We start from the raw sequence: 15314 nt of genomic DNA, 5'->3' as shown, positions 1-15314 counted from the left end.
GGACTGAACTGATGGCTGGACTGCCCGGACTGATGGAGAGCACCGTGGAAATTCGCGTCCCTGACATCGGCGACTTCACCGACGTCCCCGTGATCGAGGTGCTCGTCGCGCCCGGCACGGTCGTCCGTGCCGAGGACCCGCTCATCACCCTCGAGACCGACAAGGCGACGCTCGAGGTCCCCTCCCCGATCGACGGCACGATCGTGTCCGTCTCGGTCACGATCGGCGACAAGGTCAGCCAGGGCACGGTCATCGCGATCGCCGAGAGCGCGGCCGCTCCAGCCGCTGCAACGGCTGACGCACCGGCCGTCGTACCCGACGTCGTACCCGACGTCGTACCCGAGGCGGCGTCGGCCGTCGTACCGGAAGCGGTCGAGGTGGCCGCAGTCGCCGAGGAGCCCGTCGAGGGTGGCCTCCGGGCCACTCCGCTCGTCCGCCGCCTCGCCCGGGAGCTCGAGGTCGACCTCGCGACCCTGACGGGCAGCGGCACCAAGGGCCGGATCACCAAGCAGGACCTGCTCGCCCACCACGCAGGCACCGGCACCAACGCCGGCACCAACGCCGGTACCGCCAGCGCGGGGGCGGTCGCGGGCGGCTCCGGCATCCCACCGATCCCCGAGGTCGACTTCGCCAAGTTCGGTCCGGTCCGCAGGGTCCCCCTCTCCCGGATCAAGAAGCTCTCCGGGGCGCACCTGCACCGGTCCTGGCTCAACGTCCCGCACGTCACCCACAACGACGAGGCCGACATCACCGACCTCGACGTCTACCGACGCGAGCTCGACACCGCCGCGAAGGCAGACGGGTACCGCGTGACGCTGCTGAGCTTCCTGCTCAAGGCAGCGGCCGCCAGCCTGCGGAAGTTCCCCGAGCTCAACAGCTCGCTGTCGGGTGAGGACCTGGTCCTCAAGGACTACGTCAACGTCGGCGTCGCCGTCGACACCCCCGACGGCCTGGTCGTGCCGGTGGTGCGCGACGTCGACCGGAAGGGCATCCTCGAGCTGAGCAGCGACCTCGGCGAGCTCTCGGCCAAGGCGCGCGACGGAAAGCTCGCCGCCACCGACATGCAGGGCGCGACCTTCACGATCAGCAGCCTCGGTGGCATCGGGGGTACGGCGTTCACGCCGATCGTCAACGCACCCGAGGTCGCCATCCTCGGTGTCGTACGGTCGAAGACAGCACCCGTGTGGGACGGCGAGACCTTCGTCCCGCGCCTGATGCTGCCGCTCTGCCTGTCCTACGACCACCGCGTCATCGATGGTGCGCTGGCCGCCCGCTTCACCGCCCACCTCGCCCACCTGGCTGCCGACGTACGACGCCTCTCGCTCTGACTTCGGTCGGGCTGACTCAGGGAGTTCACCGATGTTCTCGAAGGTTCTGGTCGCCAACCGTGGCGAGATCGCGATCCGGGCGTTCCGCGCCGCCCACGAGCTGGGCGCGACGACCGTGGCCGTCTTCCCCTACGAGGACCGCGGGTCCGAGCACCGGTTGAAGGCCGACGAGGCCTACGAGATCGGTGAGCGGGGACATCCGGTCCGCAGCTACCTCGACCCGGAGGCGATCGTCGCCGCCGCGGTCGCGTGCGGTGCGGACGCGATCTACCCCGGCTACGGCTTCCTCTCGGAGAACCCGGCGCTGGCCGAGGCGTGCGCCGCAGCCGGCATCACGTTCATCGGGCCCTCCTCGCAGGTCCTGGAACTGACGGGCAACAAGGCCCGCGCGATCGCGGCGGCGAAGGCCGCCGGGGTGCCGACGCTGCAGAGCGTCGAGCCGTCCACGGACGTCGACGCGCTCCTCGTCGCGGCCGAGGCGATCCCGGCGCCGTTGTTCGTCAAGGCCGTCGCCGGCGGCGGCGGTCGGGGCATGCGGCGGGTCGACGACCGCACCCAGCTGCGCGAGGCGATCGAGACCTGCATGCGCGAGGGCGAGGCCGCCTTCGGCGACCCGACGGTCTTCATCGAGCAGGCGGTCATCGAGCCGCGGCACATCGAGGTGCAGATCCTTTCGGACGGCACCGGTGAAGAAGGTGGCGTGATCCACCTCTTCGAGCGCGACTGCTCGGTCCAGCGCCGGCACCAGAAGGTCGTCGAGATCGCGCCGGCCCCGAACCTGGACCCCGACCTGCGCGACCGGATGTGTGCGGACGCCGTACGGTTCGCCCGCGAGATCGGCTACCGGAACGCCGGGACGGTGGAGTTCCTGCTCGACCCGCAGGGCCAGTACGTGTTCATCGAGATGAACCCGCGGATCCAGGTCGAGCACACGGTGACCGAGGAGGTCACCGACGTCGACCTGGTCCAGTCCCAGATGCGCATCGCTGCTGGCGAGACGCTCGCCGACCTCGGCCTGTCGCAGGACATGGTGCGGGTCCGCGGCGCGGCCCTGCAGTGCCGGATCACCACCGAGGACCCCGCCAACGGGTTCCGCCCGGACACGGGCACCATCACGGCGTACCGCTCCCCCGGTGGCGCCGGCGTCCGGATCGACGGTGGTACGACGTTCACCGGCGCCGAGGTGAGCCCGCACTTCGACTCGATGCTGGCGAAGCTCACCTGTCGTGGACGGACCCTCGAGGACGCCGTCACCCGAGCCCGTCGCGCCGTCGCGGAGTTCCGCATCCGCGGGGTGGCGACGAACATCCCGTTCCTGCAGGCGCTGCTCGACGACCCCGACTTCGCCGCCGGACGGGTCACGACCAGCTTCATCGAGACCCACCCCCACCTGCTGATCGCCCGCGCCTCGGGTGACCGCGGCACCCGACTGCTCAACTACCTCGCCGACGTGACCGTCAACCAGCCGTACGGCGAGGCGCCCGTCTCCGTCGATCCGCGGACGAAGCTGCCGGAGGTCGACCTCACGGCCGCGGTGCCCGACGGCTCCCGGCAGCGGCTGCTCGAGCTCGGACCCGAGGCGTTCGCAGCCGAGCTGCGCGCCCGGACCGCCGTCGCCGTGACCGACACGACCTTCCGCGACGCGCACCAGTCGCTGCTCGCCACCAGGGTGCGGACCCACGACCTGCTGGGCGTCGCCGGCCACGTGGCACGGACGACACCGGAGCTGTGGTCCCTCGAGTGCTGGGGCGGAGCGACGTACGACGTCGCACTGCGCTTCCTCTCCGAGGACCCCTGGGACCGGCTCGCCCGGCTGCGCGAGGCGGTGCCGAACGTGTGCCTGCAGATGCTGCTGCGCGGACGCAACACGGTCGGCTACACGCCGTACCCGACCAGCGTGACCAACGCCTTCGTCGACGAGGCGGCAGCCACCGGCGTCGACGTCTTCCGGATCTTCGATGCCCTCAACGACGTGGACCAGATGCGGCCGGCGATCGAGGCGGTCCGCGCCACCGGCACCAGCGTCGCCGAGGTGGCGCTCTGCTACACCGGCGACCTGTCCAGCCCGGCCGAGGACCTCTACACGCTCGACTACTACCTTCGCCTCGCGGAGCGGATCGTCGACGCCGGCGCGCACGTGCTCGCGATCAAGGACATGGCCGGGCTGCTCCGCGCACCGGCCGCGACCACCCTGGTCACCGCACTGCGCGAGCGGTTCGGCCTCCCCGTCCACCTGCACACCCACGACACCGCAGGCGGTCAGCTCGCCACGCTCACCGCCGCCATCGCCGCAGGCGTCGACGCGGTGGATGCGGCCACGGCCTCGATGGCCGGGACGACCTCGCAGCCGCCGCTGTCCTCGCTCGTCGCAGCGACCGACCACACCGCCCGGGCCACCGGACTCTCGCTGGCAGCCGTGAACGCACTGGAGCCCTACTGGGAGTCGGTACGACGCCTCTACGCGCCGTTCGAGTCCGGACTCCCCGCACCGACCGGTCGGGTCTACCGCCACGAGATCCCCGGCGGCCAGCTCTCCAACCTGCGCCAGCAGGCCATCTCGCTCGGCCTCGGCGAGAGGTTCGAGCAGGTCGAGGACATGTACGCCGCCGCCAACGACATCCTCGGGCGGATCCCGAAGGTCACCCCGTCCTCGAAGGTGATCGGCGACCTGGCGCTCACGCTCGTCGCCGCCGGCGCCGACCCCGTCGCGTTCGAGGCCGACCCGGCGTCGTACGACGTCCCGGACTCGGTCATCGGATTCCTCCACGGCGAGCTGGGTGACCCGCCCGGCGGCTGGCCCGAGCCGTTCCGCAGCAAGGCCATCGCCGGCCGGCCGTGGACGCCGCCCGCCGAGGCGATCACCGCGGACCAGGAGGCGGGGCTGAGGGACGACACCCGCGCGACGCTCAGCCGGCTGCTGTTCCCGGGGCCGATGCGGGAGTTCGAGGAAGCGCAGTCGCGGTGGGGCGACCTGTCCGTCGTACCGACGCGTGAGTACCTCTACGGCCTGCAGCACGGCGAGGAGCACGTCGTCGAGATGTCCGAGGGCAAGCGGCTCCTGGTCGGCGTCCAGGCCGTGAGCGACCCCGACGAACGCGGCTACCGCACGGTGATGTCCACCCTCAACGGACAGATCCGTCCGATCTCCGTCCGGGACCGATCGGTGGCCGCCGAGGTCGCCGCGGCGGAGAAGGCCGACCCCTCGCGTCCCGGCCACGTCTCGGCACCCTTCCAGGGCGTCGTCAGCATCACCGTCGCTGAGGGCGACCAGGTCGAGGCCGGCGACACCGTCGCCACGATCGAGGCGATGAAGATGGAGGCCGCCATCACGACCTCGGTCGCCGGCACCGTCCGCCGCGTCGCCTTCACCCATCCTCAGGCAGTCGAGGCGGGCGACCTGGTGCTGGTGGTGGACTGAGTCACCAGAGCGGGCACGGCCGAACGCCTATGGTTGCTGCCGTGCCATCCTCCCGTTCCACGAGCCCTCCCTCACCGGCGCCCTCACCGGCACCGTCACCGGCACCGAGGGGCGCGGACCGTCGCCCCACGCGCAAGGGCGACGTCCAGCGGGAGGCCCTTCTCGGGGCAATGACCCGACTGTTGGAGCGCAAGCGCTTCGGCGACCTGTCCGTCGCGGACATCACGACCGAAGCCGGGGTTGCTCGCTCGGGCTTCTACTTCTACTTCGAGTCGAAGTACGCGGCGCTCGGATCTGCGTCCGTGGACATCTGGTCCGAGTTCGTGGACGCAACGGACTCGTACGTCCGGCCCGAGGGAGAGTCCGTCAGCGACTACGTGACCCGGGTGCTGCAGAACGCCCTGCGGATCTGGCGGTCCCACGAAGCCCTGCTGATCGCGTCGCTGGAGGCCCTCCCGCTCGACGAGGACCTGACCCGCGCCTGGCGGGAACAGATCGGCCGCGTCAGCGATCTCGTTGCCCAACAGGTTGAGCGCGATCGTGCCGCTGGACTGGTGGCGCCGGGCTTCGGCGACGTTCCGGCACTGGTGCGCCGCCTCGGCGAGACCACCATGTACCTGCTCTACCAGGACCGCAGCGACAAGTCCGACGACGCCGCCAGCGAGCAGACCGTCGAGGTCCTCAAGCACCTGTGGCTGTCCGCGATGGGCGCTCGCACCTGAGCCCGGTTTGAAGCCGCTCCTTCCCATTTGACAGGGCGTCGATTATTCTCGACACCTAGTCAACTCAGGTGAGGACCCTCATGGACGCTCGTGCATCCGATCTGCTCTGCATTCACGGCTACACCGCCAGCTGGCACCACTGGGACCCCGTCGTGCCCGCCCTGCAGGAGCACCATCGCGTCCACGTGGCCCGCCTCGCCGGACATGCGGGTGGGCCATCGCTCGCCGCCGGCATCGCCCCCACGGCGACAGCCCTCGCCGACCAGCTGGAGCGCGACCTCGACCAGGTGGGCGTGGACCGCGCCCACCTGGTCGGGAACTCGCTGGGCGGATGGCTCGCCCTGGAGCTCGCCGCCCGCGGACGAGCACTCTCGGTGACCGCGCTCTCCCCCGCGCTCGGCTGGGAGCCGAGCGGCCACCACCTGCGCGTACTGGACTTCAAGCTGGCCGTCGCGCGTCAGTTGATCCTCCGGGGAGCCCCGCTGCTCCCGACACTCTTCCGGTCCCCGGCCGCGCGGCGGGCCGCACTGAAGATCGCGGTCGCGCACGGCGACCGGATCACCCCCGAAGCGGCGCTGGCCTTCACGGCCGCCATGGGCGAGTGCACGATCTCCAAGCCGCTCAAGCAGTGGTTCCTCACCACCGAGCACACCCTGGGACCCATCGACTGCCCCGTACGCATCGCCTGGTCGGGCGAGGACGCCCTGATCCCCCTCGAGCCGTACGGCGCCCGGTTCACCACCCTCGTGCCGAACGCCGAACGCATGGTGCTCCCCCACGTCGGCCACGTCCCGATGTACGACGACCCGGCGCTCGTCGTACGGACCGTCCTGGACGTGACCAGTGCTGTCGACCGAGCAGCGAAGTCGCCACTCCCCGTCGACGGGAGCTCGTGAGCCGCACCGGGCGGCACCCACTTTGGCGGGTACCGGCGAAGGTGTGACCGCCCACACACTCCTCGACATGAGCAACCAGGACCAGACCTCCATGCGAAGGGTGGCATTCGCGAGCTCCGCGGGCACCACCATCGAGTTCTACGACTTCTTCATCTACGGCACCGCGGCAGCGCTGGTGTTCCCCACCGTTTTCTTCCCTGCCCTGGGCGAGTCGGCCGCCACGGTGGCGTCCTTCGCGACGTTCGCGGTGGCGTTCATCGCGCGCCCCTTCGGCGCTGTCCTCTTCGGCCACTTCGGTGACCGGCTCGGTCGCAAGAAGACGCTGATCAGCACCCTGCTGCTGATGGGTACGGCGACCGTCCTCATCGGTCTGCTGCCCAGCGCCAACAGCATCGGCGTCGTCGCGCCGATCCTGCTGGTCGCCCTCCGCTTCGTCCAGGGCCTGTCGGTCGGCGGCGAGTGGGCCGGAGCGACCCTGCTCGCCGCGGAGTACGCGCCCGCGGACAAGCGCGGCCTCTACGCGGTGTTCCCCCAGATCGGTCCGGCGTTCGCGTTCGCCCTCTCCACCGGCACCTTCCTGCTGGTCAACCTCTTCATCGGCGAGGCCTCGCCGGCGTTCATCGAGTGGGGTTGGCGGGTGCCGTTCCTGGCTTCCTCGCTGCTGGTCCTGATCGGTCTCTACGTCCGCCTCAAGGTGGAGGAGACCCCGATGTTCCGCGAGGCCGAGGCGAAGCCCCGCATCAGGACCCAGGCGCCCTTCGCCGGCGCCATCCGGCACCAGTGGCGCGAGATCCTCATCGCTGGCGGAGCCCTGGCCATGCTGTTCGCGTTCTTCTACATCGGCACCGCCTACCTCACCTCCTACGGCACCGCAGTGGTCGGCCTGTCCCGCGCCACCGTGCTCGGCATCGGCATGGGCGGCGCAGTGGTCTTCGGAGCGGTCATCGCGCTGAGCGCCATCTACTCCGACCACATCGGCCGCAAGCGGATCGTCCTGGCGTCCTGCGTGGTCGCGGTCCCGTGGGGCCTGGCCCTGTTCCCGATCCTCGACCACGGCACGGCGGTCACCTTCGCCATCGGCCTGTACGGCACGTTGGTCATCTTCGCGGCGTCGTACGGACCGGCCGGCGCACTGCTGCCCGAGATGTTCCGCACGGAGTACCGCTACACCGGCGCCGGCATCGCCTACAACCTCGCCGGTGTCATCGGCGGCGGCACCGCACCGATGATCGCCTCACGCCTGAGCGACGCCGGGAACGCCAGCGCGATCGGCTGGGTCCTGGCCGGATTCGGCCTCCTGAGCGTCGTCTGTGCCCTGATGCTTCCGGAGACGAAGTCGCGGTCGATGGAGGACACCCGCGACGAGATGACCGACGTACCCCTTGTCGAGACCGCGGTCCCCGCGTGACTCTGGCACCACCAACCCCGCACACCAGAGGACAGATCATGGAGTCGTACGACGCCGGCGACCGCAGCACTCCCCTCCTCGAGGAGACGATCGGAGCGAGCTTCGAGCGGACGGTGGCGTCGTACGGCGACCGCGAGGCGCTGGTCGAGATCGCCACGGGTCGGCGGTGGACCTATGCCGAGCTGGACCGTGACGTCGACGCCTTCGCGATCGGCCTGTTGCGGGCCGGGGTCGCCAAGGGTGACCGGGTGGGGATCTGGGCGCCGAACTGTGCGGAGTGGACGATCACGCAGTACGCGACGGCGAAGATCGGGGCGGTCCTGGTCAACATCAACCCGGCCTACCGCACCCACGAGCTGGCCTACGTGCTCAACCAGGCGGGGGTGAAGCTGCTGGTCTCGGCGACCGCCTTCAAGACCAGTGACTACCGGGCGATGGTGGCGGAGGTGGTCGAGGAGACCCCGGTGGAGACGGTGCTGTTCCTCGGCACGCCGGAGTGGGCCGAGCACAACGTCCACGACCCCGGCATCACGCTCGCCGACCTGGTGACGTGGTCCCTGGACCCGAACGACCCGATCAACATCCAGTACACGTCGGGAACGACGGGGTTCCCCAAGGGCGCGACGTTGTCGCACCGCAACATCTTGAACAACGGGTACTTCGTCACCGAGACGATCAACTTCACCCCGCAGGACCGGTTGTGCATCCCGGTGCCCTTCTACCACTGCTTCGGGATGGTGATGGGCAACCTGGGTTGCACCACCCACGGCGCGACGATGGTGATTCCGGCACCCGGGTTCGACCCCGCAATCACACTGCAGACCATCCAGGACGAGAAGTGCACCGGCGTGTACGGCGTACCGACGATGTTCATCGCGATGCAGAACGCGCCCGGGTTCGCCGGCTACGACCTGTCGTCACTGCGGACCGGGATCATGGCCGGCTCACCCTGTCCGGTCGAGGTGATGAAGCACTGCATCGACGACATGCACATGGCCGAGGTCTCGATCGCCTACGGCATGACCGAGACCAGCCCCGTGTCGACCCAGACCCGCGCCGGTGACGACCTCGATCGTCGTACCGCGACCATCGGACGGGTCCACCCCCACGTCGAGGTCAAGATCGTCGACCCCGTCACCGGGGAGACCGTCGAGCGGGGTGTGGCCGGGGAGTTCTGCACCCGCGGCTACTCGGTGATGCTCGGGTACTGGAACGACCCCGACAAGACGGCCGAAGCGATCGATGCCGAGGGGTGGATGCACACCGGTGACCTCGCGGTGATGCGCGAGGACGGGTACTGCGCCATCGTCGGGCGGATCAAGGACATGGTCATCCGCGGTGGGGAGAACATCTACCCCCGCGAGATCGAGGAGTTCCTCTACACCCACCCCGACGTCGAGGACGTCCAGGTCATCGGGGTCCCCGACGAGAAGTACGGCGAGGAGCTCTGCGCCTGGATCAGGATGAAGCCAGGTGGGACTCCGCTGGACGCCGCCGCGGTCAAGGAATTCGCGACCGGCAAGCTCGCGCACTACAAGGTCCCGCGCTACGTCCTGCTCGTCGACGAGTTCCCCATGACCGTCACCGGCAAGGTCCGCAAGATCGAGATGCGCGAGGAAACGACCCAGCGCCTCGGGCTCACCGTCCCGGGAGCAGCTACGGCGCAGTGACCAACGAGGCGCACCACCGGCAGCCGTTGGCCGTCGGGAAGTGCACCTGGGCCGCGGCGACGGCCTCCACGCTGGACGCGTGCTGTCCGAGGTTCAGGCGGTTCGCGGGTGCCGGCAGGCAGCCCAGGGTCGAGTCGAGGTCGTGCACCTCGTGGTCGCCCGGATGGTCGACGTTCCGGTTCACGCAGTAGTTCGGCATGGCGTCCTTCCCGGACCAGGCGGCGTCGCCCGACGCACCGTAGACATGTTTTGACATCCTACGCATGTCTGGCAATGTCTGCCGGGAAATCCCCGTGAGGCAGGATGAGCACGTGGATCTCGACCTCGCCGACCTGGCGCTTGCCTCCGGCGATGCCCGCACCGCGCTCGCCGCGGTCGACGCCGTCCTCTCCGACCCGGCGACCGAGCAGGTGCCCGGCCTGTCGCGCGCCGCCCGCCAGGTCAGGGCCGGCGCCCTCGAGCGCCTCGGCGACCTGACCGCCGCGATCGTCGTACTCGAAGACCTGGTGGCGACCCCGACGCCGGACGCGAGCTGGCTCAAGACCCTCATTGCGTTGTCTCGCTGCTACCGCGACAGCGGTGACTTCCCGCGAGCGATCGCGGTCGAGGAACGGGCGGCCGCGACCATCGACGACCTCGGGCTGCAGGGTCTGACCGAGGCCATCCAGCTGACGGTCACCGTTGCCGGCGCGCACCTCTTCGGCGGCGACCCGGGCACCGCGATGCGCACCTGCCTGCGTGCCATCGAGGCCGCCGAGGAGCACGGCTCGGTCATCGGCAAGGCATCGGCGTACTGGAACGCCAGCCTGGTCGAAGCAGCGCGCGGGCAGATCGAAACCGCCATCGACCTTGCTCGCACGGCCCTGGCGACGTTCGAGCTCAGCGACGACCGCCGCAACCGCATCAAGCTCCGATCCCAGATCGCCAACCTGCACCTGATGCAGGACCCGCCCGATGCCCCGACGGCACTGGAGATGCTGGACGGCGTCGAGCTGGAGATGAACTGGTCCGACATGCCTGCCTGGGACCTCGCGTTCACCCAGGTCCTGCGTGCCAAGGCCCATTTGCTCCTGGGCGACCTCGATGCCGCGCGGACCTGCCTGGACAGGGCCGAGCAGATCAAGCCCACCGAGGCTCCCGTCCTGGAAGCCCAGTGCCTGGTGCTCCACGGGCGCCTGGCCTTCGCGGACGGCGACCACGCCGAAGCCCGCCAGCGCTTCCGGGCCGGCGTCCACGCACTCACCGCGGCAGGCTCCGACCGCGGCGCCGCGCAGCTGTGGTTCGACCTGGCCGAGCTCCTGGCCCAGGTGGGCGACACGGACGGCGCGGTCCAGGCGTTCCGCAGCGCCGGCGCGTCCAGTGGCCTGCAACCTCCGACCGGCCTCACACGATGAGACAGGTGGACCCACACCTCGCGGAGCTGAGCCGCGCGATCGACAACGCAGAGCTGTCCATGGCGTCAGGCGACGGCCCGGGCGCGCTCCGGGCGGCTGACGTCATACTGGCCGATCCGTTGATCGATCAGGTTCCGCACGTCCGTCGCGCTGCGCTCCAGGTCCGCGCGGGCGCGCTGGAGGTCACCGGTGACCTCAACGGCGCCATCGCCGTACTGGAGGACCTCACCGCGACCCCGAGCGCTGACGCGAGCTGGCTGAGGGCGTTGATCGCCTTGACCAGGTGCTGTTCCAACAGCGGCGACCATCCCCGGGCGATCAAGGTCGGTGAACAGGCAAGGCCGAAGATCGAGGAGCTGGGGATCGACGGACTCACCGAGGCCATCCAGCTGACCGTGACGACGGCAGGCGCCCACCTCAACCATGGCGACACCGGGCAAGCCATGCGCACCTGCATGCTCGCGCTCGAGGCAGCCGAGCTGCACGGCTCCGTCGTCGGCAAGGCGTCCGCGTACTGGAACGCCAGCAACGTCGAGGCAGCACGCGGCGCCACCGGCAAAGCCATCGACCTCGCCCGCAAGGCACTCGCTCACTTCGAGGTCAGCGACGACAACCGCAACCTGGCGCGTCTGCGTCTTGCGATCGCGAACCTGCACCTTCTCGAGAACCCGCCGAACGCCGAGGCAACCCTGGAGATCCTCACGACCCTGGAGCGCGGGCTGAGCTGGTCAGGGGCTTCAGCGTGGGACATCTCCTACCTGCACCTGCTGCGCGGCCGGGCCCACCTCGTCCTCGGCGACCGCGAGACCGCACTGGAGTGCGCGGAGAAGGTCATGGAGACCAAGCCGACCGGCGGACCGACCCTGGAGGCGCAGAGCCTGGTCCTCAAGGGTCGGATCGCCTTCGGCGGCGGCGATCGCGCCCGTGCCCGGACCCTGTTCCAGGCCGGTGTCCACGTCCTCACCGCCGCGGGAGCGGACAAGGGTGCAGCACAGGTCTGGTTCGAGTTGGCGCACCTGCTCGCCGAAGTGGGCGATCACGAAGGAGCAGTGCAAGCGTTCCGCAGCGCAGGGGCGTCAACTGGACTCCGCCTCCCCACCCGCGCGAATGGCGCCCTCCGCCACTGATTCCGAGCAGCACCAGCAGCACGACGGGAGTGGGGTGAAGTGTCGGCAAGAAGGACGAGACAGGGCTCCTTCTCCTCAACCCGAGGTTCCGGAAGCCTGCCGCTGACCCGCAAGAACTGGTGGAGCTGAGGGGATTCGAACCTCTGACCTTCTCGACGAGTAGGAACCGATTGCAGGCCTCGGAAACTCTCGCGAAAACTCGACCTTGCAACTGCCGTCTGGCGTCAGGACCCAGAACTGATGGGCCTTTCGCGATCAATGGTACGTCGCGGCGTCGGAAATCTCGACTGCTCTCGTAAGAGCGTTGAGGATGCTGAAGTGCCGAGTTTATGCCGGCACTCGGCCGTGAGCCGGTAGGCCCACTAGCGGCAAAGGACGCGCGTCGGGCTTGCGCCGCAATGCTGGCGGTGCCGCGTAGCGTCTTGGTGATGAGCGATCTTTGGCTGACGGTGGGTGTGCCGGCAACGGTTGGCGTGGCGACAGCGCTCTATGCGACAGGTGGCCGGGGTGCCCTCGCCCGACGAGCAATCAAACAGGATTTGGAGATCGCAAAACTTCTCCCCGAAGGCACGGCTCGAAAGGTCCTGGAGCGGGTAGCCGAGGAGAAGGCGATCATTTACGGGTCACGCTGGGTCGGCCCGCAAGCGCTGACCCGTCGCGGCCACATGTACCTTGCCGGTACGGCAGTCGTAGGCGCGGCGATGACCTGGGGCGCCGCCCGGTTCGTTGACGACGCCGCCGGGCACCTCTGGGCCGCGTCCGTCCTAGTCTTGGCCATGCTTGCGGGCCTCACAGGTCTGGCCTTGGCGATTGCTCTGTGGGGTTCCCTAATGGTGACGGCCGACAACGCAAGAACCCGCGCTTCTACGGTCGAGGTGCGTCGCGCTCGAGTAGAGGCGTTCGTCCGCGATCGAGAAGCGCCCTGACGGCGCTCGCGACGCGGCGCTATGACGCACTGGAGACAGCCGTCGGGCGCACCTGCATGACGGGTTCGTCGCAGGCCGGTGCTCTAGCTCAAGCCGCGACCCGGCTGTAGCGATGGGCCTTGATCTGTCGGCCGACCCGTCGCCACGGGTGCGGGAGAAGCATGACCTCGAAGAGGTGGACCGGGACGTTGTAGTAGTCGTACGTGCCGCCTGATCGGAACGTGACACGTAGGACCTGGGTGCCGTGGTCGTAGCCGACTGCGCGGACGTTGTCTGAGGTGACGGGGGTCATGTTCATTGAGTGCCTCCTTGGCTGGTCGCGTTCCTTCGAGTCCGTGCGAATCGATTCCGCAGGCGTTGCCACCACGTCGGTTGTGCCGCCTGAGCCGCTGGCGCGAGCTGGGTGTGGGCAGCACGGTCGCGAGTGGTTGCGGCCTTGGTTGCGGCGGCGGAGATCGGTGCGAGCCAGTCGATCCGGTTGCCTCTGACGTAGTAGTGCGACCTGCAGTGCTGTTGGCCGTTGCCGACTGACGGGCGCAGGGACACGGTTCCGTCGTAGGTCAGGATCCAGTCGCGGGCTCCGAGCGGAGTGACCGTTTTTGTTCCGCATCCGCAGGCGCACAGGTGGACTGCGATGTCGAACTCCATCGAGATGTACAGCGTCTCCGGCTCGAGCTCGGAAGGGATGTAGTCGGTGAATACCGGTGTGAGTTCTTTGGCCTTCATGCTGCGTCTCCAGTATTGGTTGATCGGTTCCCGTCGGTACACGCGATCTCGCCGGTTTTCGGCGCACCTGAGGGCTCGGCCGCGGTGATGTCGGAGGCGGCCCTGTGTTCGGAGGTGCCGTACCGGTTGAACAGGTCGTTGGAGTCCACGGCGTACACGGTGTGGTGTTCGTTCTCGGTATCGGCGTAAAAAGCCAAGTACTTCTTGTAGCGGATCACTGCGTGGACAGCGGCAAGCGCGTTGAGCTCCGCGACCTGGAGGTTCGTGTCGTACTCGGCGTCTTCGCCCGCGAAGTATGAGATCACTTGGTCACGTTCGATGTGGTCGCTGTGGCCGGGGGAAGAGAACGTGATTCGGATCAGGCCGTTGATGCCGCCAGGGTCCTTGGCCATACCGACACCGGTATCGATGAACGGGACGCCGCGGGCTGTAAGGGCCTCGATGATGGCCCTCTTGTCGGGGCCGGTGTCCATGGACAGGAACACAAAGCTGGCGTCGAGGATCTCGCGGACGTTCGCGTCGGTGACGTACTCCGGGTGCGGTTCGATGCCGCGCCGCATCAGTGAGTACATCTGTGAGAAGTATTCGACCTTGTACTTGCCGGCACGCAGGTCCTCGATGCCGGTGGCGCCAGGAGCGCGGTAGGCGTTGTGGGTGCGGAAAATGTCGCCGTCGTAGAGGTGAATCGTCTGAATGGGGGTCTTGGCAAGGAGGTCGAGAAGGTACGCACCGGTACCACCCAGGCCGATGATCACGATCTTCGGCAACGCCAGCACATTGTTGAGTTCGGTGATCCCAGCTCGGCTGGAGAATGTGTCGAGGTAGCAGAACGCGCCATCGTCCTCATCGGTCGCGACCGGCTTGAAGGTCAGCGGTGTCAATGTCGGGTCGATGGCCTGGGCAGGCCCGATCAGCATTGCCGTGTAGTAGGTGACCTTCTCGTAGAAGTCGGTGTAGCCCTCTGGTCGCGGCTTCTGTGAGAACCCGCAGGCCGCGGTGAGGTCGGGTCCGGCCGACCATTTCTCGACACCGTCGTTGATCAGGCCTTCGATCGCGGCGCCGTTCTTGTCGCGAGGCACACCGCCCACAAGGCACATCACGTGGTTGCTGGGCTTGATGGTGGCGTCTCCGCTCAGGTCCAGTGGGCAGAGGAAGGAACCCCACTGGACCTGAGCAGCGTCGTTGACGAACGGGATGTCGTCGACGACTAGGTATCCGCCGACAATGCGGATGGCGTAGCCCTCCTGGGCGAGGAGGGCCAGGTCCGGGCTGTTACGAACGAGTCGAGAGCCGGACATTGAACGTCGTGCCCTTCTTCTTGACCTTCACGGACTCGTCGGCGACCAGGGTGCCGCTGCCGCCGTGCGGGGCGATGGCGTTCTTGTAGGTCACGGTGAAAAGTGCCTGCGGGTCGTGGCCCGGGTAGGCGAGTTGACCCAACTCTTCGTAGGTCACGGTCTCGTGGTCGAGGGGGAACGCCGTGCCGTTAATGGTGACGTCGTACTCCTTGTGGTCCTTCTTGTCGCCTTGGTTCTGCGTGATGGCCTGGGTCATGAGCTGGTTCCGCCTTCCTGTTGGTGAAGGTCCTCGTTCGACGACCTTGACTGCAAATGTAGCATAGGGTTCATCACCCTACGGATGAAGACGTGAAGACGACTCAATGGTTTGCGGTGTGTCCTGCAGGAGTCGGGGTACACCG

The 15314-nt window shown here is 68.4% G+C and carries 14 protein-coding genes; 9 read left to right on the top strand and 5 right to left on the bottom strand.

Annotated features, from left to right (window positions below; genetic code table 11):
- Nucleotides 1–11 precede the first annotated feature (11 nt).
- The 6 genes from ASD84_RS17020 (at nt 12) to ASD84_RS16995 (ending at nt 9442) form a co-directional block, all read left to right on the top strand.
- The gene (locus ASD84_RS17020) at nt 12–1328 is read left to right on the top strand and encodes a 2-oxo acid dehydrogenase subunit E2 (RefSeq protein ID WP_200954624.1); all 1317 of its coding nucleotides are present in this window, start codon (nt 12–14) and stop codon (nt 1326–1328) included.
- Between the two features lie 31 nt (nt 1329–1359).
- The gene (locus tag ASD84_RS17015; protein WP_056713015.1) at nt 1360–4746 is read left to right on the top strand and encodes a pyruvate carboxylase; all 3387 of its coding nucleotides are present in this window, start codon (nt 1360–1362) and stop codon (nt 4744–4746) included.
- Nucleotides 4747–4916: 170 nt separating this feature from the next.
- Nucleotides 4917–5468 (top strand): TetR/AcrR family transcriptional regulator, encoded by a 552-nt coding sequence (locus ASD84_RS17010; RefSeq protein WP_162251558.1) that lies wholly within the window; start codon nt 4917–4919, stop codon nt 5466–5468.
- 80 nt (nt 5469–5548) lie between these two features.
- Entirely contained in the window at nt 5549–6364 is an 816-nt protein-coding gene (locus tag ASD84_RS17005; protein WP_056713013.1) for an alpha/beta fold hydrolase, read from the top strand.
- 67 nt (nt 6365–6431) lie between these two features.
- Nucleotides 6432–7772 carry an MFS transporter gene (locus tag ASD84_RS17000; RefSeq protein ID WP_056713011.1) on the top strand — a complete coding sequence of 447 codons (1341 nt, stop codon included), beginning with the start codon at nt 6432–6434 and terminating at the stop codon, nt 7770–7772.
- 38 nt (nt 7773–7810) lie between these two features.
- Nucleotides 7811–9442, top strand: a complete 1632-nt coding sequence (locus ASD84_RS16995) for an AMP-binding protein (protein WP_056713010.1) — start codon at nt 7811–7813, stop codon at nt 9440–9442.
- Here the strand turns inward: ASD84_RS16995 and ASD84_RS16990 are convergent.
- Nucleotides 9429–9707 carry a hypothetical protein gene (locus ASD84_RS16990; protein WP_200954623.1) on the bottom strand — a complete coding sequence of 93 codons (279 nt, stop codon included), beginning with the start codon at nt 9705–9707 and terminating at the stop codon, nt 9429–9431. The two genes, ASD84_RS16995 and ASD84_RS16990, sit on opposite strands and share 14 nt — an antisense overlap.
- A gap of 46 nt (nt 9708–9753) precedes the next feature.
- Between ASD84_RS16990 and ASD84_RS16985 the strand changes: the two genes are divergently transcribed.
- From ASD84_RS16985 to ASD84_RS16975, 3 genes are all read left to right on the top strand, one after another.
- Nucleotides 9754–10836: a tetratricopeptide repeat protein gene (locus ASD84_RS16985; protein WP_056713008.1), complete on the top strand. Its 1083-nt coding sequence runs from the start codon at nt 9754–9756 to the stop codon at nt 10834–10836.
- 5 nt (nt 10837–10841) lie between these two features.
- Nucleotides 10842–11963, top strand: a complete 1122-nt coding sequence (locus ASD84_RS16980; protein WP_056713007.1) for a tetratricopeptide repeat protein — start codon at nt 10842–10844, stop codon at nt 11961–11963.
- Nucleotides 11964–12391: 428 nt separating this feature from the next.
- Nucleotides 12392–12889 (top strand): hypothetical protein, encoded by a 498-nt coding sequence (locus ASD84_RS16975; RefSeq protein WP_156392057.1) that lies wholly within the window; start codon nt 12392–12394, stop codon nt 12887–12889.
- Nucleotides 12890–12977: 88 nt separating this feature from the next.
- Here the strand turns inward: ASD84_RS16975 and ASD84_RS16970 are convergent, their stop codons facing one another.
- Genes ASD84_RS16970 through ASD84_RS16955 form a run of 4 tightly spaced genes read right to left on the bottom strand, consistent with a single transcriptional unit; the run spans nt 12978 to nt 15169 of the window.
- Entirely contained in the window at nt 12978–13187 is a 210-nt protein-coding gene (locus ASD84_RS16970; protein WP_056713004.1) for a KTSC domain-containing protein, read from the bottom strand.
- Nucleotides 13184–13615 carry a DUF6527 family protein gene (locus tag ASD84_RS16965; protein ID WP_056713002.1) on the bottom strand — a complete coding sequence of 144 codons (432 nt, stop codon included), beginning with the start codon at nt 13613–13615 and terminating at the stop codon, nt 13184–13186. The genes ASD84_RS16970 and ASD84_RS16965 overlap by 4 nt, the downstream gene beginning before the upstream one ends.
- Nucleotides 13612–14913 (bottom strand): ThiF family adenylyltransferase, encoded by a 1302-nt coding sequence (locus tag ASD84_RS16960; RefSeq protein ID WP_056713000.1) that lies wholly within the window; start codon nt 14911–14913, stop codon nt 13612–13614. Before ASD84_RS16960 ends, ASD84_RS16965 begins: the two co-directional genes overlap by 4 nt.
- Nucleotides 14888–15169 (bottom strand): multiubiquitin domain-containing protein, encoded by a 282-nt coding sequence (locus tag ASD84_RS16955; protein ID WP_056712995.1) that lies wholly within the window; start codon nt 15167–15169, stop codon nt 14888–14890. The genes ASD84_RS16960 and ASD84_RS16955 overlap by 26 nt, the downstream gene beginning before the upstream one ends.
- Between the last annotated feature and the right edge of the window lie 145 nt (nt 15170–15314).

The organism is Nocardioides sp. Root682, assembly GCF_001427795.1.
GTDB lineage: Bacteria > Actinomycetota > Actinomycetes > Propionibacteriales > Nocardioidaceae > Nocardioides.
The sequence above is the reverse complement of the archived record's forward strand: the minus strand, read 5'-3'. Positions and strand labels throughout refer to the sequence as shown.